The sequence below is a fragment of the Micromonospora sp. C28SCA-DRY-2 genome, from assembly GCF_030519475.1.
Taxonomy (GTDB): domain Bacteria; phylum Actinomycetota; class Actinomycetes; order Mycobacteriales; family Micromonosporaceae; genus Micromonospora.
Genome location: NZ_JAUMKD010000002.1, coordinates 39,069 through 56,804, shown reverse-complemented (window position 1 = coordinate 56,804; position 17,736 = coordinate 39,069). Strand labels below are relative to the sequence as shown.

The following is a 17,736-nucleotide window of genomic DNA, read 5'->3' as shown; positions in this document are numbered from 1 at the left end:
ACGGGGCGACCCGCCGGCCCCTGTGCTACCGCCGCTGCCACCCGCGCGGGGCGGAAATGGGCGTCGGCGCCGCGTCGTTAGGATGAGTGCGCGACGGACGAGTCGACCGGGCGGTCGCGTCGGCGGGCTCCGGCCCGCCGCCGAGGAACGTCCGGACTCCACAGGGCAGGGTGGTTGCTAACGGCAACCCGGGGTGACCCGCGGGACAGTGCCACAGAAAACAGACCGCCGGCCCCATCGGGGACGGTAAGGGTGAAACGGTGGGGTAAGAGCCCACCAGCACCCCGGGTGACCGGGGTGGCTCGGTAAACCCCACCCGGAGCAAGGCCAAGAAAGGGTCGTCGCCCGCAGGATGACGACCCGCGCAGACGATTGAGGGTGGCCCGCCCGATGTCTGCGGGTAGGCCGCTGGAGCCTGCCGGCGACGGTAGGCCGAGATGGATGGCCGCCGCCGGCGTGCGCCTTACCGGCGCGCGTCGGTCACAGAATCCGGCGTACAGGTCGACTCGTCCGTCGCCCACAGCTCAGAGACCTGATCAAGGCTCTGAGCTGGTCGTTTATCTGGTGCCGTTGGTTGGCCTTGGTCATCGTTGGGTGGCGTTTGACGGCCTGGCCACGGCCTGAGACGGCCTGCGTCGGCTCAGTGCACCTCGGATCCGGCCCACGCCCTCCCTTCGTTATGGGGCCTTTCGGTGGGTGTGGGCTCTGCTGCTGTGCCGCCGGCTGTCGTGGACGCCGGGCACGTCCTGGCGGTGGAGCTGATGCCGCGACCCGGTGACCCAGTGGCAAGCCAGTCCCGGTGTTGGACTGGCGCGACAGGCGGAGCCCCGACCATCCGACCAGAGCGGCCCCGCAGGCTTCCGTCACGGCATCGCTGAGGCTGGTTCCTCTCGCCGTGGGGGCGGTGTCCAGGCGGCTGTCGGTGGCTCACCGCCCCGGCGCCGCAGGCGGCCGGGGCGGCTTGCCGCCGGCCGGGTTTGCCGCCCCGCACCGCGCGGAGCGCGGTGCCTTGATCTTGTAAAGGTGGTTTCGGCAAACGCTACGAAGGCATCGTCGAACCCGATGCGTGGATCGAATGGCATCTTGATCGTAAGCTCCAAACAGGATAAAAATGACAAGGTTGGTCGCCGCAACGGGAGGAGTGTGCCTGTGGTCAGCCGGGGCAAGCAGGTCCTTCAAGCAATAAGCGACATTACGGGCGCCTCTGAGTCCGTGGACGGCGAGAGTGGTGATGTCGACCGAGTGGCGAGCATCGTTGACCTCGATCTTTTGAGGCTGCTCACTGAAGACTCATTCGACCTTCAGGCCGTGGCGGAAAGGCTCATACAGAGTGCAGATTAGAATCGAAGCCCAGTCTCGCCGAGGGCTTCGCATCATCGATGAGATTCCCGACATTCCGTTGTGTAAGATTGAGGGGTACAACGGGATTGGCAAGACTGCGGCGATCAAGCTGCTGCGCCTATGCGCGGGCGACCAACCATTTGCCGAAAATGATCAGGATTGGCGTAGCTTCCGCGAACAACTTGTAAAGGCGCGGGTTACGGTTACGGGATTGCAGCACGCTAGAACGATTGAATGGCGACTGGATCCATCCGACTGGCCGTTGGATCCTCGGCCGTTGGAGGATCGTCTGGGCCGAATAGAGGTAGATGGCAAGACTGTCAACTACATAGCAATCCGCTCGCTGTTCAGCGTTCACCACATCATCGCCGCCGAGACGCCTCTAAAGGTGTTGGCAAATAGGGTCGAGGCATCTCGTCGCCACATTTTCGACTGGCTAGAGGGTTCAGGCGAGCGCCGGCAGAGCGACATCGATTTCGCGATAGACGAAGTCCAAAAGCTTGTCTTGCAGAGTCTACCTTCGCAATTGCCGACAGAAATGAAGGCGGCGGAGGACTTTGCAAAAGTGAGCAAGCTGTTGACCGACGAGCTAAGCGATCGCCGCCAGCGTATGGAAGTATTGGACCGCGCTACATCAGTGCTGGATCGCCTCGATCAGGTTCGAGGGCAGGGCCCTGAGATGCAGGAGAAGCTTGACCGGCTTAAGGAAGAGCTTGACGATCTCGAGGCAAAGACCGAGCGACTCGATGATCAAATCACTCGCGCAAGTAGCCGTCAACATTTGAATGAGCAGGCAGAGCGCGAGTTCGAGAATGCAAGAAAATTTCTTGTCCGAACCGATAAGGCGCTGCGCCAGGCTACGAACGAGTTGGAGCGGCTCACTACAGCAGCTGAAGTGGAGCCGAACAGCGAGCAGATCGTAGCTACCCAGAGCGAGCTTAGCCGACGGTTGAAGGAGTTGCTGGAGCGCCGCCCCCAGGTGCACGCAGCACCCATGCTCGTGTCAGTTCTAGAAGATTTGGCCGAAAGGCTATCCGACGCAGAGCGGCACGAACTCGGGCAAACAACGCTCCTTGAGGGGGAAGAGGGCGCTCCCAGTTGGAGCGTCTCCGCCTTGCGGGATGCATGCCTCAGACAGGCCGCAAAGCTAAGGGATCGGACCCCGTCTGGAGATGCGCAACAGTTGGAGGCCGACATCGATCTGCTCCGCTCGCGGATCGCTGCGGTAGTACAAGCATCCGCGAAGCTCGCGGAGGTTGAACAGGCGCAAGCAAACTTCTCCCGTGCCGAGAAGCGGCTTAAGGACGCATCTGAATCACTGCCAGCTCAAACCGCCAAGACCATCGACGAATTGATCAAGGCCCGTAATGAGCTTGATCAAAGAAGCCGCTCGGTTCAAGCTGCTCATGCCCGCCTAGAACATGCGCGTGAGGTTTTGGGGGGCGGCATGACGGAGGACGCCTTAGCCGCAGAACTCCTACGCCTATGCAGGCAGGCGGAGGTCGAGGTTGCACGCGTGCGTGGCAGGCGTGAGCAGGCGCGCGCCGAACTTGATCAGTTGACGAGGCAACAGGTGCAAGCGGTTCAGGCAGCGGAGCGAGCAGACAGGGTGCTCCAAGACCGCAAGTCGCGCATCGCTCAAGTGGTCGAGCTGCTCACGCAAGACGACGCCCACGCGTGGCTGCGGGCTGCCTTGCCTGAGGTCTCCGCACTGCAGCGGGCAACCGTGTTTCAACAGGCGATCCAACTCGATGCCCTCTCTGGCCGCCTAGAGCAAGCGCGTGACAAGCTTCAACAGCAATACGCCGCTATCCAAGGAATCGGCGCGGCGCTAGGCCGTCTCTACGGCGAAATTGGGCGTTCTTCCAGCATGTCGGCCGCCCCTACTCCTTGGGACAGAGCGGCGCGGGTATGGTTGGCTAGTGAGGTTCGGGATTGGTTCAATGACCCTCTTCTTCGGCAGTCCCTGTTCGAGAATGCAGACGATCTGTGGTTGGACTGGCGCGATATGAGGGTCCACTGGACCGCCGAGGGCGAGGAGATGAGTAGACCTCTTTCGGGCTTCTCCAGTGGTCAACAAGCTTTTGCTTACACCCATGCTCAGCTGGCACAGTTGGAGCGAGACGAGCTCGGGGCAGCGAACCGACTCATCGCACTGGACGAGTTCAACGCTTTCCTCGATGCTGAAAGAATGCGAGATCTTGCCGTCTATTTGGACGAACGACGCCTGCGTCAACCGCATGATCAGATAGTCGTGATCCTTCCTCTCGAACGCATTCCCCCCACTGAAGGCGGGGATGACAAGCAGCGGTCGCGTATCAGGGACCTTAGGCAGCGCGGCTATCTCACCGAGGCGTTCTCTCTATGACGAATAGCGAAACGTCCACTGTCCGGCAGGCATTTGGCGCGCCTGCTGTGCTTGCTGAGTCAGAGGCGCGAGCGCTTTTAGCGGACCTTTCCCACTTGTGGCGCCTCACCTACGGGCAAGGTCTTTCTAGTGCCGACGCAGATTTGGATGCTTGTAAGAGATTCTTTGATCCATTAGCTAGAGGCCAGTCGCTGCGCGAGAGACTGTCTCGCCTTCCTAAAACTCCGCCAAGCCTCCGTCGAAGCCTGTCCCCACTGGGCCCTCCTCTAGTTATCGACGGCGGGGATGATGCCCTCCTCGTTGGACCTGAGGGGCGTCTGCTGATCGAGATTCTCGAAGAACAGACTGGCGCAAACGATGACTTGGTGATTATTTCGCCCGCAAGGATTGCGGCCGCGGAGCATAGGGCTCTTGCGCTTTATCGCTCGTGGTCGCTTGCTAGGCTGAACCAGGTTATTGATCTTCGCAGCGGGCGCGGCAAGGAGGTTATGCAAGCAATCGCGGTCGGCGTCGTGCTCGCCTTGTTGGTTAATCGCTCAGACTCGCCAGATAGGGCTGTTATCCAGCCGGATCCAAAGTCGCCAGAGAGCGGACTTATTGATTCGGCCGTCTTCGCTGGCGCTGAAAGGTTTGCGCAGGTGATTACGGGCAGCGATGGTCGGTCGACAGGAGAGCAGCGGCTCAAGGGAGGGTATGGGCTTAGCGAAGCACGCCGTCGTTTGGCGCCAAAGTTGACGGTGACGCGCAAGGATGGCGACGTGATTCTGTACATTGCATCGGCGCACCGGCCCGAGGTGGTGGAGTTCGTCGGCCGTGACCTGGCCCGGCGGCCAGCTCTTACTGAGGAGAAACTAGCGCTTGCATTCGACCAGCTGACGGTTGCCTTTCGGGCGAAGTCAGGGAACCTTGCGCACCGGTCCATGACGTTCGAACGCCCTGCGGATACTAGAGATCTTCGCGCGGCTCTCTTGGCATCCTTTGCTCGCCACCGTCCAGCACACGAAGCCTGATGTCGAACCAATCATCTCCGGAGTGTGAGCAGACGTTCGGACAGTTCGACTTGGTGTCGAGTGGCATTCTGTGCCCATCGCTGACCGCGACGGCGCAGGGGATGATCATCCTCTGTCGTGAACCCAACTTGTCCCGCTAACTCCGCGATGATCGAGGGCGTGTCAACGTACACGCCGTAAGGCGCACTGTCGCCGATGAGCCAGACGACGGGCGCTCCCGGCTCCAGGGCCGATGAAAGGTTTGTTAGCACTTTGGCAATGGCAGCGAAGTAGTCGGGGACCACGCGGTCGTACTCTTTTCCCCGTTTTCGTGCTAGGCGCTCAGCCTTAAGCTCATCGGCTACATCATAGATCCGTTTCGCAACATCTCCGTAGTTCCTCAGTTGCTGGCTGGCTGCTTCTGCTGCACCAACGCTGCTTTGCTGAGTTGTTGCTGTGATCATCTTCGATCGAACAGTCGAGCATAGTTCAGCCCAGCTTCCGGCATCGCCCCAGAAATACATTTCCAGGCGAGTCGCATCGGCATAATCGAAGTTGTTCAGGTAGGGGGGTGATGAGACGCAGCCCTGTGCCGAGCCGTTCGTTAAGGACGTCCACGACCCTTCGTCAGTGGAGTCCCCGTGTACCACCTCGAGCTTGAGGTGCTTAGGCTGGGGTGAAGTAAGCTCTAGGAGATCGTCCCTCATCCATGATAGGCGCTGTTCAAACCTAGACAAAACGTCTGAGAAACGTGCTTTACGGGCCTTCGTCGGATTCTGATAGGGCCAACCGACGCGTACGGCTGCGACATCGCGCAGGGTGCTTAGGAGGGCCCACTTAGCGTGCAGGAGCCAGTTGCCGGCTTCTCCATCCTTGATGAGTTCTCGCAGCGTCACTAGCTGAGCGAGGGCACCTGGCGCAAAACACCTGCGAACTAAGTCTGTTTCAGAACTGAAGCTTAGGTCGACATTCGTCGCATCTTGCTTGGTGCGCTTTATCAAATGATGCGCGACCTTGGTCAACTCGTCGAGATTGCCTTGCTTTGGTTGAAGCTTCAAGGCGGCCAGTTCGGCTATAGCTGGATGCGCCTCAATCCCAAAGAATGAGTAGCCCATTCGGCGAGCTGATGTCCCCGTTACCCCTGAGCCGGCGAAAGGATCTACGATCACGCTTCCACCCGGAATGTCTAGGCGGCTTAACAGCAAGGACACATAGTCCGATGCAAAGCCTGCGGGATACCGGAACCAGCGATCGAAGGCCTCGCTACTGCTTGTGCCATGGCTTCGCCCCCGCCCGGAAGCGGGCGCGACAGGCAGCAGGCCGTCGTCGGCGCGGAGCGATCGGGCGGCTGGGGTCGTCTCGGGCGTAGAGGCTAAGGCATGCTCGGTGGACACGCGACCATTCCACCACGGTGTTGGGGTGAAAGCCACGGCGGGGACGGGGCCGATAGATTACGCGGCGAGTAGGCCGCGTAGGGCGACGCTGCGTGGATGCCACCCTAGCTCCCTGTAGTATTCGACGGCGGCGGGGCGGCGGGCTAGCTCCGGGTGGACCGCCCCCACGACGCTGTCGCTCAAGTCGGCCAGCCACTCAAGTGTTCGGGTGCGCTGGGAGGGCTGGTCCCACTTGACGTCGGCCTCGAAGTAGAGTCCCGCCACGTCCTGTGCCAGTCCGACGCTGCGCATCTCCACCAGCGCTCGCAGGACGGTGAGGACAAACGTCAGCGGAGTGGTGGCGTACTGGACATCGCGGTCTCCCCATGGGCTGCGAATTAGGTGCCCAGCCATCGATCGCGCTAGCGAGGCAGCGCGTTCGGGTTCCCTGGTCGTCCAAGCTCTGGTCTTGCCGCTGGGTATTTGGGCCAGGTAGTCCAAGAAGATGACAGGCTCCTCCCTAAAGCTCTCAGCGAGTGACATCAACTCTGTCAGGCTCTCCTCATCACCAGCCAGAAGACTGTCGAGAAGTCGACCTGCTCGGTCGGGTAGTGGGTCGTCACGGTGCTCGAAGACCTGTTGAAGGAGTTCGCTTAGGCCCTCCATCGTCTGCACCCGTAGATTCACGTCTTGCTCTGTGCACGCGCGGACGAATGGGCGCCAGTGAAGCATCTCGCCATCCGGTAGCAGCGCAACCCCGGCTCGGGGTTCGCGGCGCGTCAAAAACCATGCGGCGACGCGACCAAGACTGTAAACATCAACGGCAGCAGTCGCCCTGCTCGGATCATCGTCTAGCTCCGGAGCATCGAAGCCGGGTGTCCCCATGCGTTGGCCGGTCCGTGTAAGAACGCGTGATGCGAGTTCAGGCGATACTCTTACCATCCCCCAATCCGCCACCACCCATCGAAGACGGCCGCCAGTGGCACCCGGCAAGCCGAGGATGTTGCTGGGTGAAACGTCCCGATGAATCAGATCTTTCTTATGCGCTAGGGTGAGTGCGTCGGCGAGATCGAGGAGAATCGAGGCTAGATCTTCCTCGCCGAGCTGATCACGTTCTTCGAATAGATTTCCCTTGGCGAGCGGCATTGCGTACCAGAGAAATGCTGAGTCGTGATCCCAGATGGGCATTATGTTCGGATGGGCCAACTGCTTCTGTGCGACGATCTCTCGCTTGATCCGGTCTCGCGCCTCGTCGAACTGCTTGGCGCGCTTGATGGCGACTTCGGTGCCTTCTGCCTTATGGACCGCACGAGTCACCTCCGCGAAGCCGCCGCTACCGCGTGGTTTTGGATCGAGGCGGTAGAGCTTCTTCAGCTCCGCGTTCGACTCGGTCAGCTGCATGGCGCCCAGCTTAGAGATCAGGACGCCTGTACAACCAGTCCCCAATAGACGGTCAAGTCACGAACGTAGCCAGTCCTCCCCGGACCGGGCCAAGCGTGAAGCTGACGCGTTCCTCGTCTCCACCGAGACGGACAAGCTCCGCGGCTCGTACGTCGACCCGTCCGCCGGCCGGATCACCTTCGCCCAGTATGCCGAGAGCTGGTGGCGGACGCGCTCCTCTGACGAGTCGACGCGGGAGAGCACAGAGTTCCGGGTGCGCAAGCACCTGTTGCCGTTCTTCGGCTCTCGGCAACTGGCCTCGCTCAAGCCGGGGCACGTCCGAGAGTGGGACGCCGCAATGGTCGGCAAGCTGGCTCCCGCGACCCGCGCCGTTGTCTTCGCCCACCTGCGGACCATCCTCGGTGCGGCTGTCGACGACGAGCGCATCGCCAAGAACTGGTGTTCGGCTGCCTCGGTCAAGGCGCCCCGGCCCTTGCAACGTCGCGTCGTCCCCTGGCGGGCCGACGAGGTTTCGGCAATCCGCGATGGCCTCGCTGAGCGGTACCGTCCGATGGTGGACCTGGGCGCCGGCTGCGGGTTGCGGCAGGGAGAGATCTTCGGGCTGGGAGTCGATGACCTCGACTTCGCCGCTGGCTCGGTGCACGTTGTTTGGGGGGCAAGTCAAGGTGGTCCGCTCGCGGCTGGTCTTCGGCCTGCCCAAGAACGACCGGGATCGCCGGGTGCCGTTCCCCGACTCGGTGGCGCAGTCGCTAAAGGAGCACGCCGAGAAGTACGACCCCCTCTCGGTCACCCTGCCTTGGGAGGACCCGTTCAGCGACGAGCAAGTGACGGTGCCTCTAATCTTCACCACCACCCGGCGAGGTACGATCAAGCGGGCCACCTTCGATGGGAAGAGCTGGCGTCCAGCGGTCGAGGCGGCCGGAATCGTTCCGACCCGGGCGACGGGGATGCACGCGCTGCGCCACTTCTACGCCTTGGCGCTGCTAGACGCGGGGGAGAGCATCAAGGCCCTCGCCTCGTACCTCGGGCACTCTGACCCCGGCTTCACGCTCCGCGTCTACACGCACCTGATGCCGGCCAGCGAGGAACGCACCCGGCGGGCTATCGATGACCTTTCATCGGAGGATGGCAATCGGCATCCGGCTGATCTGCGAGTCGCCCGAGTGGCGGCCACGCGGAAGTGGACCCGATGAGATACACATCGACTGACGGAGCGGCGCCAGCCCAACCCGGACTGGCGCCGCACGGCCGATGGGAGGAGTTGGCTCGTGGGCGAGCGCGGTGAGTCCGTTCGGTACGCGTACTGGTCTGATCGAACTGTACGCTCTATTGCTAACGATGGCGGGATCAACATCAATCCACTGTGGAAGACCAAGGTTTCTCTCTTCAAGATTCCAGTTGTACAGACTGGCATCGAAGTTGAACGGGAACCTCGCACGCTCCATCGCAAAGAGATCGCAAGTCGTATTGAGCGGGGTATCGGCGATCTTGCCGTGGAGGACTTCGTGACGCCTCCGCCGACCCGTTACGCAAGGGGTGTTGGGAGGGTGGAGTTCTCCCACTTCGTCTGTGAAGAGCAAAAGCGGGTTGTCCTTGGTGTGCGTTCCATCGCGTCCGACGGCACTCGGGTAGCCGTCTGCCTCTTCGGCAGCAGGGACAACGTCGCTGGCTTCATGGGCCCTCTTGACCCTGTGGCGGGTGGCTGGAGTTCTTCCTCGATGTGGTCGGTCAGGGAGTGGCTGGCGGCGCGTTGTGCGGAGACCTCCTTGCGACACGACGACATGCAGTCCATCTCTGTCGAGGCAATGAAGATCGCCTTCGACCAGGGCTTTACCCAGGAGTCACGCGAAGCCACCGACCGGCCATGGATGCGGGGCTACACGTTCGGTGATGCTACTGACTCGGAGTGGTTTGCGGAGATCCACAGCGACGTGGTCCTCGACAAAGACCGATGGAGTCTGGATGAGCCCGTGGACAGGATCGTCGTCGGTGCGCCGCTATGGGTGCGGACTCCGCGGGCTGCCGCTCGGCGATACCGCGACTTCCGCACGGGCGAAAAGGTCCGCCGTTACGAGTAGCTCGTTCGGGCGTTGCGATGGCTGTACCCGACGTCTTGTGACACCCTGACGGCCTGGCGACGGCCTGCAGCGGCTGTCGCCGGGCTCGGCCCCTAGTCAGCCCGGGTGCAGTGATCTTAATCCGGCGTACAGGTCGACTCGTCCGTCGCCCACCAGGTCGTGGCTCCATTCGATGCTGCTGCCAGGCGCTGGCACCCCCGATGGGAACCAGGCCGCCCGGCGGATCACCGTCGGTGGCACGAGCAGCCTCGTCGCGTGGCGTCATCCAACGACCGCCAGGAAGTCCGAGTAGAACAGGCCCAGGCCGACCGCGACGCAGACGCCGGCCACGATCCAGAACCGGACCACGATGTTGACCTCGCTCCATCCGGCCAACTCGAAGTGGTGGTGCAACGGCACCATCCGGAAGACCCGTCTGCCGGTGGTCCGGAACGAGACGATCTGGATCACCCAGGTCGTGGTGATGATGACGAAGAGGCCGCCGATGAAGATCGCAAGCAGCGTGGTGCGGGTTGCCACCGCGAGCCCGCCGATCAGGCCGCCGAGCCCGAGCGAGCCCACGTCACCCATGAAGATCCGTGCCGGGGACGTGTTCCACCACAGGAAGCCCACGCAGGCGCCGGCCGCCGCCGCCGCGATCATGGCGATCTCCAGGGGATCCCGTACCTGGTAGCAGTAGTCGTTCACGCGGGCGTACGCGTCGTCGGCGCACCAGTGCCGGTACTGCCAGAAGCCGATCAGCGCGTACGCGCCGAGCACCAGGATCGACGCGCCGGTGGCCAGGCCGTCGAGGCCGTCGGTGAGGTTCACCCCGTTCGACATCGCCATGATCACGAAGACGAAGACCATGACCGCGCCGACCTTGCTGACGTCCAGCCAGCTGATGTCGCGGATGAACGAGATGTGCTCGCTGGCCACGGTCTGGCCGTTCGTGCTCGGTACGTAGAGCGCGGCGATGCCGAACCCGCCGCCGACGATCGCCTGGCCGAGCAGCTTGCCTTTGGCGGACAGTCCGTCGGAGTTGCGCTGGCGCACCTTCAGGAAGTCGTCGAAGAAGCCGACCGCGCCGCAGAAGACGAACAGCCCGAGCAGCACCAGGGCCGTCATGGTCGGCCCCTCCTGCGCGATCTGCCGCTCGGGCAGGGTGGTCAGGGCGATGTGCCCGGCGACGTAGGCGAGGACGGTCGCCACGATGAAGACGACGCCGCCCATCGTGGGTGTGCCCTTCTTGCCCTGGTTGCTGGCGAGCCCGATGGATCGGATCGGCTGGCCGGCCTTGAGCGCGGTGAAGACGCGAATCGCCACCGGCGTGCCGAACAGGGAGATGATGAACGCGACCGCGGCCGCGACGATGACCGCCCTCACCGGCGAACCTCCACGAGATCCGGATGTCTCCCGGCGTCCCCACCGAGCTTCCCGATCAGCGCCGGAGGTACCGATCTGAGCCGGCGGTGCGGATGGTCCGTGGCGAAGTCGTCGATCACGAGACAGGAGCTTGCCATCCGACGGCGAGCGGAGCAGCCCTGGACCTACTCACAGCGCCGTGGTTCGCAACTCGCCGACACCCGGAGGCGGTCAGGTGGTTGGCGAGGTTCTTGGCGCGTCCGCTCAGTACGGCTGGCCGCACACCTTCCAGACGCCGTCCTCCTTCACGAGCGTGAACATGTGCTGGTCGGTGAAGCCGCTGTCCAGCGTGAGGGCCATGGTCACCCGCGCCGACGTGCGGCCGTTGACGGTCGACACGTTGACGCCGTTGACCTTGTGGCCACGGATCTTCGGCTGCCTCGCGACGCCCTGGGCGAACACGTCCCTCGGGTACCTGTCGCGCGTGTCGCCGCACAACTGCCCGTACGCCGCGTCCGCATTGCCGGCTTCCAACTCGGTCACGAACGACTCGGCGGCCTGCCGCGCCGGATCCGTCGCGCCCTTGACCCCCTTGTACAGGAAGAAGCCACCGATGCCGGCGCCACCGCAGCACAGCACCAGGACCACGCCGACGACGATCAACACGGTGCGTAGCGTCCGTCGCTGCGGCGGTTGTGGCGCCTGGGGCAGCTGGTAGGGGTGGGTCATGGGTAGTGACGGTAGGGGATGCGAGAACTTCTCGTTGCCCCGTCGCAGCCCGGCCCGCGCCGACCGCCGTCACCTGGAGAATGTCCTGCTCTCTGGTCACGCCGCTCCGGCAGGGGTGACCCCGTCACCCCTGCCGGCCCCCGTTGTCCGCTGGCGTCGACGCCCGACCTCAAGGCGTCAGGAGCCCTCGGCCGGCTCGGCTTCCACGCGGTCGTAGGTGAGGAAGATCGCGCCGCTGTCCAGGACTGTGTGATCCGTCAGCCGCCAGGTGCGCGGCGCGAAGGCGGCACCGTGGCCGAAGAGCGGGATGCCGGCGCCGGTGGTCAACGGAGCGAGCTTGACGATCAACCGGTCGATCTCGGAATAGAGCGCGCCGGCCAGGGCACCGCCGCCGATCACCCAGATGTCCCGCCCGTCGTGCCGCTTCAGTTCCCGCACGGTGGCGACCGGGTCACGGGACACGACCTCGACGGCCGGGTTCGGGCTCTGCGCCAAGGTACGGGAGAAGACCAGGTGGCGCAGGTGGGGGTACGCGTCGGTGACGCCCACCTTCAGCCCGATCTCGTACGAGTGGCGGCCTTCCAGGACGGTGTCGAACCGTTCGCCGGCGGCGGTGACGCCGAGCGCCTGCCGGGCCGGGCCGGGCAGCGTCTCCGGATACTCGGTGACGAGGTGGCGCAGGTAGTCGTCGGGGATCGGCCAGAACCCGTCGGGCCCGGTCGGGTCCGCCCCGTCGGGGGCGGCGATGAAGCCGTCCAGGGTGACCGCGATGTAGTACACGAGCTTACGCACGACAACTCCTTGCCACATGGTCCGAACGATCACCGGTCGGTGATCGCCTGGCGTATCTCAGCGTCGGGCACCGGCAGGGCGGGATCAACGACGACTCCGGTAACAGCCGATAACCCACCGGTTATCGGCCGCCGCCACCCGACCGGCGGATGGGGTCCGCGTCTGTGCCGACCCTGGTCCGCGCCGGCGCCGCTACGGCTGCCGGGTCTGGCCGAACGCCCGTGGTCCCAGCTCGGCGGCGGTGTCGACGAAGCCACGCACACGTGGGGGAAGGTCGCCCGCGCGCCAGGTCAGCGCCCACTCGGTGGGTGGCGCGTCGTGGACCGGCAGGAAGACCACCCCTGGATGCGAGTAGTAGTGCAGGACGTGTTCGTTCAGCGGGGTGAGGCAACGACCGGCGGCCACCATGGTGAGCAGCTCGTGGAAGGTGGCGGCCAACGGACCGCGCGGGATCGGACGCCCGCCGGGGGTCTGCGCCGGCACCATCGCCTCGATCCAGTAGCCGGGCAGGTCCGGTCCGGGATCGAAGAACATCCGGTCGCCGAAGTCCTCCATCGACACCGATGCCCGACCGGCCAACTCGTGCCCGGTCCCGACCGCGAGGACCCGGCCTTCGGTGAGCACGACCGGCCCCTCGGTCAGACCGGGCTCGCGCACCGGCCGCCACAGCAGCGCCAGATCCAGGTCGCCGGTACGCAGCGCCGCGAACGGATCGCTGAAGTGGACCTCGCGCAGCACCACGTCGCAGTCGGGATAGCGGGTGCGGAACAGGTCGATCACGTCACGGACCTCGTGCCCGACCGCTCCCATCACCCCCAGCCGCACGGTGCCGCTCACTCCCCGGGCCGACTCCGTGGCCCTGGCCAGACCGGCCCGGATCACGTCGTAACCCGCCTGCAGGTCGTCGCGTAGCTGTTTGCCGACCGGCGTCAGCGTCACCACCCGGCTGGTCCGGTCGAACAACGCCGCACCGATACGGCGTTCCTGCGCCTTGATCGCTTGACTGACCCGCGCCTGAGAGATGTGCAGCCGCTGGGCCGTCCGTCCGAAGTGCAGCTCCTCCGCGAGCGTCAAGAAGATCTCGATGTCGCGGAACTCCACCCCAGGGCCCCCTCCGATAACGGCTGAGTTATCGATCTTAGCGATGGGGGTTATGGATCGCGCGGCGGGAAGCGCCGCTCACCTCGGCCGCCCCGACCGGGCTCCAGCCGCCGGGTCTACCCGACCTCGCACCGGCCGGCGACGAGGGCGCTCGACCACCGGCACGGGGGTGGGTCGGCTCGGCGGCGGCCTGATCGGGCGCAGGGGCCGGCGGCACCGGTCGTAGCCCTGCGCGTCCACGACGGCTGACGGTCGCTCGGCGTCGCGGTCGGCCGTCGCACCGCGGGAGCCGGGGTCAGGCAGCGGTGCCCGGGGTGGCGCCGGCCGTGTCCCGGACCAGCTTGGCCAACGGCTCGACCAGGTCCGGCCGGTCATGAAGCAGGTCGTCGAGGCGTACCCGCCAGACGCCTGACTCGACGGCGGCGGACTCGAAGCCGTGGCGGGCGAGCAGCCGGTTGCGGGAGTCGATCACCAACTGCCCGTACGGTTGGCCGGCATGGACGTCGAGCCAGTCGGCGAAGCGGACCGCCTGTGTCGGGTCGGCCGAGGTGGAAACGATGGTCCGGGCCGCGTCCCAGGCGAGACGCGGGATGTGCGTCCTCGTAGCCATGCATCGATTGTTGTCCCGATGTCGGCTGCCGACAAGCACCCGGTGACCCCGGTGCACGGGTGCGACGGGCGGCCGGTGCCCGGCGAGGATTCCCCGGCTCGCGGACGGTCGGGTTCGGGGCGGAGCCGGACGGTCCCGCAGGTTCCGCCGGCCAGCCCGCGTGGCCGGGCGGGTCGCGGTCGCCGGCGCCGGCCTTTCGAATGGCCCCGCTGGTCGGCCGGTCACCCCGGACCGGCCGACCACGCAGGTCACCGCCGCCACGATCAGGGCTCGTGACCTCCGCGGTCCCCCTGCCAGCGCCGACTACTTCGGCTGCGCGATCTGGATGAGGTTGCCGCAGGTGTCGTCGAACACGGCGGTAATCACCGCACCCATGTCGGCGGGCTCCTGGGTGAACACCACACCGAGCCGCTTCAGCCGGTCGTGCTCGGCGGCGATGTCGGTCACCGCGAACTGCGTGAGGGGGATGCCGTCGCTGACCAGCGCCTCCTTGAACGCCTTGGCGGCCGGGTGCGCGTCGGGCTCCAGCAGCAGTTCGACCCCGTCCGGCTCGTCCGGCGAGACGACTGTCAACCAGCGGTACTCGCCCACCGGCACATCGGTCTTCTTCACGAAGCCCAGCACCTCGGTGTAGAAGCGCAGCGCGTTGTCCTGGTCGTCGACGTACACGCTCGTCAGGTGGATCTTCATGTGGTCTCCTGTCGGGGTTCGGGCCTCAGCCACCGCTCGGCGATGGCGTGCAACGGCCGGACATCGATGTGGTGGAACTTGTAGCGACCCTGCCGGCGCGTGACGATCAGGCCGGCGGCCTCCAGGACGTCAAGGTGCTGGGAGATCGCCTGGCGCGACGACGTGACCTGGTGCTTGGTGGCCAGCCGGCCACAGATCTCGAACAGGGTCTGGCCGTCCCGGTCGGTCAGCTCGTCGAGGATCTGCCGGCGGGTCGGATCGGCCAGTGCCTGGTACAGGTCACCCATGCGGACCACTATAGGCAAGTAGCGACTTGCCTATCAAGCCGGACGCCGGTGCCGTGCGCCCCCGCTCACCGTGGCCAGGTGCGCAGGAGGGTGTCGAGGGCGTCCAGGGTCCGGGACCAGGAGGCGTCCGCGGTGCGCGGATGGTGCCGGAAGCCTCCCGTCCGTTCCAGGCTCACGAATCCGTGGAACGTGCTGTGCATCATCCGTACCGCGTCCGTCTGATCGGGCTCGGACAACTGGTAGCCGCGCAGGATCGCGCGCGTCATCTCCGCGTGCCGGGGGCCGGCGCTGGCGGCCGCCGTCTCCGGGTCCAGTTCCTGCTGCATCGCGGCGTACCTGCCCGGATGCCGCTTCGCGTAGTCCCGGTAGGCGTTGGCGAAGGCCACCAGCGCGTCCTTGCCGGCCCGGCCGGCGAGCGCGGCGGCGACCCGGTCGGCGAGCTCGGCCAGGGCGAGCAACGCCACCCTGATCCGCAGGTCCTGCGCGTTCCTGATGTGGGAGTACAGGCTCGCGTCCCTGACCCGGAAATGGCGCGCGAGCGCCGAGACGGTCACGTTCTCGAAGCCGACCTCGTCGGCCAACTCCGCCGCCGCGAGGGTCAGGCGCTCCGCGGTCAGCCCCGCACGCGTCATGTGCCGCACTCCACACCTAGTCGTCTTAAGCGCTTGCCTAATGGGGTTAGGCTGGTTCCTATGCTACCCCTCACCGAGCCCGCCATCCGCGCCTGCTTCGTCAACTGCACCAAGGGGGAGGCCAAGCGCCTGGCCGTGCCGAAGGACCTGGCCGAGCGCCCCTGGGGCGACCTCGACTTCCTCGGCTGGCGGGACGGGTCCGCGGCGGAGCGGGCCTACCTGGTCGCCGAGTCCGGCACCGGCCTCGTCGGGGTGGCGCTGCGGGTGGCGCCCCAGACCGGACGTGTCCGGCGCAGCATGTGCTCGTTCTGCCTGACCACCCACACCGGCGACGGCGTCTCGCTGATGACCGCCCGCAAGGCCGGCCGGGACGGGCGGCAGGGGAACTCCGTCGGCGCGTACATCTGCACCGACCTGGCCTGCTCGCTCTACCTGCGCGGGAAGAAGAACGCCGGACGGCGGATCGACGAGTCGATCACGCTGGCCGAGAAGGTCGAGCGGACCCGGGCCAGCGTCACCGCCTTCCTCGGGAAGGTCGTCGGGTGAGCGGAGGCCGGCGGGGGTGACCGCGGCCCGGCGGAACGAGGACGGACAGGTACGGCCCGAGTCACTACGCTTGCGTCGTATGCATCGAAGCCGGGTCTACGCCCTCCTCATCGACGCTCCCGAAGCCGAGACCGCCCGGGCGACCGCGTTCTGGTCCGCCGCACTCGGCGTCCGCGCCGAGGCCAACCCCCAGTACCCACAGTTCATCGGTCTGCACGACGCGCTGCCCGGGATCGTCACCGCTGTGCAGTCTGTCGACGACGCCCCTCGTTTCCACCTCGACTTCGAGACCGACGACGTCGAGGCCGAGACGGCGCGGCTGGTCGCCCTCGGCGCCACCGAGGTGACGCGCTGGCAGGAGTGCCGGGTGCTGCGGGTGCCCGGCGGGCACCTGGTCTGCGTCCTGCCCGTGGAGAGTCCGCCGGAGATCTTCGACGCCCAGGCCAGGACCTGGCCCTGACCCCGCCAGCCGTCGCCGGGTGCCCGATCGATCCGGGCACCGGATGTCGGGTTCGCACCAGGTCACCCGCCTAGCGTTGCTGCTGGAAGAGGGAAGGAGACCGGGGTGCTGGAGCGGCTGAACCAGGCCATGGAGCACATCGAGCGCCATCTCGACCAGCGGATCGAGGTGGCCGAGCTGGCACGGATCGCGGTGACGTCGGAGTACCACTTCCGGCGACTCTTCTCCGCGCTCGCCGGCGTGCCGCTGTCGGAGTACATCCGGCGCCGGCGGCTCACCGTCGCGGGCGCGGAGGTGCTGGCGGGGGAGCGGACGCTGCTGGACGTCGCGGTCCGCTACGGCTACGGCTCCACCGAGGCCTTCGCCCGGGCGTTCCAGGCCATGCACGGCGTGGGCCCCGGCGAGGCCCGGCGTACGGGGGCGGCACTGCGCTCCCAGCCCCGGATGTCCTTCCGACTCGTCGTGGAAGGGAGCAGCAGCATGCGATACCGGATCGTACGCAAGGACGAGTTCACACTGGTGGGCCGCAAGGCGCGGGTGCCGCTGGTGCACGAGGGGATGAACCCCGCCATCGTCGCCTTCGTCAAGGGCATCGACCCGGAGACGGTACGGCGCATCGAGTCGCTGTCCGACCAGGAGCCGAGCGGCATCGTCAACGTCAGCGACAACCTGGCCGGCAGCCGTGCCGAGGGCACCGAACTGGACTACTGGCACGGGGTGGTGACCGGCGCCGACGCGCCCGCCGACCTGGACGCGCTGACCGTGCCGGCCGGCACCTGGGCGGTCTTCGAGACCTCCGGGGCGTTCCCGCAGGCGTTGCAGTACCTGTGGCGGGACGTCTTCACCCAGTGGTTCCCGTCCAACCCGTACCGGACCCGGCCCGGGCCGGAGATCTCCCGGACCCGGCTCTCCGCCGACGGCAAGGAGGCGGACGCGGAACTGTGGATCCCGGTGGAGCGGGTGGCCGCCTGACCGGTTGACCGGTGGGGGCCCGG

Annotated in this window: 17 protein-coding genes, 1 other RNA gene and 1 pseudogene; 9 read left to right on the top strand and 10 right to left on the bottom strand. The window is 65.7% G+C overall.

The window, feature by feature from the left end:
- Positions 1-98 precede the first annotated feature (98 nt).
- The 3 genes from rnpB (at position 99) to Q3W71_RS08635 (ending at position 4,719) form a co-directional block, all read left to right on the top strand.
- An RNA gene (gene rnpB / locus Q3W71_RS08645) (RNase P RNA component class A) lies at positions 99-513 on the top strand.
- Positions 514-1,330: 817 nt separating this feature from the next.
- Complete coding sequence (locus tag Q3W71_RS08640) at positions 1,331-3,709, top strand: hypothetical protein (RefSeq protein ID WP_302918801.1); 2,379 nt, start codon at positions 1,331-1,333, stop codon at positions 3,707-3,709.
- Between the two features lie 365 nt (positions 3,710-4,074).
- Positions 4,075-4,719, top strand: a complete 645-nt coding sequence (locus tag Q3W71_RS08635) for a hypothetical protein (protein WP_302918800.1) — start codon at positions 4,075-4,077, stop codon at positions 4,717-4,719.
- 11 nt (positions 4,720-4,730) lie between these two features.
- Here the strand turns inward: Q3W71_RS08635 and Q3W71_RS08630 are convergent, their stop codons facing one another.
- Together Q3W71_RS08630 and Q3W71_RS08625 are read right to left on the bottom strand one after the other, a co-directional pair.
- The gene (locus tag Q3W71_RS08630; protein WP_302918799.1) at positions 4,731-6,092 is read right to left on the bottom strand and encodes a DNA methyltransferase; all 1,362 of its coding nucleotides are present in this window, start codon (positions 6,090-6,092) and stop codon (positions 4,731-4,733) included.
- A 57-nt stretch (positions 6,093-6,149) separates the two neighbouring features.
- Positions 6,150-7,472 (bottom strand): serine/threonine-protein kinase, encoded by a 1,323-nt coding sequence (locus Q3W71_RS08625; protein ID WP_302918798.1) that lies wholly within the window; start codon positions 7,470-7,472, stop codon positions 6,150-6,152.
- Between Q3W71_RS08625 and Q3W71_RS08620 the strand changes: the two are divergent.
- The 3 genes and pseudogenes from Q3W71_RS08620 to Q3W71_RS08610 form a co-directional block, all read left to right on the top strand.
- Positions 7,471-7,740, top strand: a pseudogene (locus tag Q3W71_RS08620) (hypothetical protein); the annotation flags it as partial. The gene Q3W71_RS08625 and the pseudogene Q3W71_RS08620 sit on opposite strands and share 2 nt — an antisense overlap.
- A 343-nt stretch (positions 7,741-8,083) precedes the next feature.
- Positions 8,084-8,665 carry a tyrosine-type recombinase/integrase gene (locus tag Q3W71_RS08615; protein ID WP_302918797.1) on the top strand — a complete coding sequence of 194 codons (582 nt, stop codon included), beginning with the start codon at positions 8,084-8,086 and terminating at the stop codon, positions 8,663-8,665.
- A 75-nt stretch (positions 8,666-8,740) separates the two neighbouring features.
- On the top strand, positions 8,741-9,550 hold the full coding sequence (locus Q3W71_RS08610) for a hypothetical protein (protein ID WP_302918796.1): 810 nt from the start codon (positions 8,741-8,743) through the stop codon (positions 9,548-9,550).
- Positions 9,551-9,811: 261 nt separating this feature from the next.
- Here Q3W71_RS08610 and mraY read toward each other — a convergent pair whose 3' ends face one another.
- The 8 genes from mraY to Q3W71_RS08570 form a co-directional block, all read right to left on the bottom strand.
- The gene (gene mraY / locus Q3W71_RS08605; protein WP_302918795.1) at positions 9,812-10,915 is read right to left on the bottom strand and encodes a phospho-N-acetylmuramoyl-pentapeptide-transferase; all 1,104 of its coding nucleotides are present in this window, start codon (positions 10,913-10,915) and stop codon (positions 9,812-9,814) included.
- Between the two features lie 243 nt (positions 10,916-11,158).
- Entirely contained in the window at positions 11,159-11,623 is a 465-nt protein-coding gene (locus Q3W71_RS08600; RefSeq protein WP_302918794.1) for a DUF4878 domain-containing protein, read from the bottom strand.
- A gap of 177 nt (positions 11,624-11,800) precedes the next feature.
- Complete coding sequence (locus Q3W71_RS08595) at positions 11,801-12,415, bottom strand: dihydrofolate reductase family protein (protein WP_302918793.1); 615 nt, start codon at positions 12,413-12,415, stop codon at positions 11,801-11,803.
- A gap of 192 nt (positions 12,416-12,607) precedes the next feature.
- On the bottom strand, positions 12,608-13,516 hold the full coding sequence (locus Q3W71_RS08590) for a LysR family transcriptional regulator (protein ID WP_302918792.1): 909 nt from the start codon (positions 13,514-13,516) through the stop codon (positions 12,608-12,610).
- Between the two features lie 295 nt (positions 13,517-13,811).
- On the bottom strand, positions 13,812-14,126 hold the full coding sequence (locus tag Q3W71_RS08585) for a hypothetical protein (RefSeq protein ID WP_302918791.1): 315 nt from the start codon (positions 14,124-14,126) through the stop codon (positions 13,812-13,814).
- Between the two features lie 303 nt (positions 14,127-14,429).
- Positions 14,430-14,816 (bottom strand): VOC family protein, encoded by a 387-nt coding sequence (locus tag Q3W71_RS08580; protein WP_302918790.1) that lies wholly within the window; start codon positions 14,814-14,816, stop codon positions 14,430-14,432.
- On the bottom strand, positions 14,813-15,103 hold the full coding sequence (locus tag Q3W71_RS08575; protein ID WP_302918789.1) for a helix-turn-helix transcriptional regulator: 291 nt from the start codon (positions 15,101-15,103) through the stop codon (positions 14,813-14,815). The genes Q3W71_RS08580 and Q3W71_RS08575 overlap by 4 nt, the downstream gene beginning before the upstream one ends.
- A gap of 65 nt (positions 15,104-15,168) precedes the next feature.
- Positions 15,169-15,735 carry a TetR/AcrR family transcriptional regulator gene (locus Q3W71_RS08570; RefSeq protein WP_302918788.1) on the bottom strand — a complete coding sequence of 189 codons (567 nt, stop codon included), beginning with the start codon at positions 15,733-15,735 and terminating at the stop codon, positions 15,169-15,171.
- A gap of 60 nt (positions 15,736-15,795) precedes the next feature.
- Between Q3W71_RS08570 and Q3W71_RS08565 the strand changes: the two genes are divergently transcribed.
- From Q3W71_RS08565 to Q3W71_RS08555, 3 genes are all read left to right on the top strand, one after another.
- On the top strand, positions 15,796-16,281 hold the full coding sequence (locus tag Q3W71_RS08565) for an FBP domain-containing protein (protein WP_302918787.1): 486 nt from the start codon (positions 15,796-15,798) through the stop codon (positions 16,279-16,281).
- Positions 16,282-16,360: 79 nt separating this feature from the next.
- Complete coding sequence (locus Q3W71_RS08560) at positions 16,361-16,741, top strand: VOC family protein (protein ID WP_302918786.1); 381 nt, start codon at positions 16,361-16,363, stop codon at positions 16,739-16,741.
- A 105-nt stretch (positions 16,742-16,846) separates the two neighbouring features.
- The gene (locus Q3W71_RS08555; RefSeq protein ID WP_302918785.1) at positions 16,847-17,713 is read left to right on the top strand and encodes an AraC family transcriptional regulator; all 867 of its coding nucleotides are present in this window, start codon (positions 16,847-16,849) and stop codon (positions 17,711-17,713) included.
- Positions 17,714-17,736: the final 23 nt, after the last annotated feature.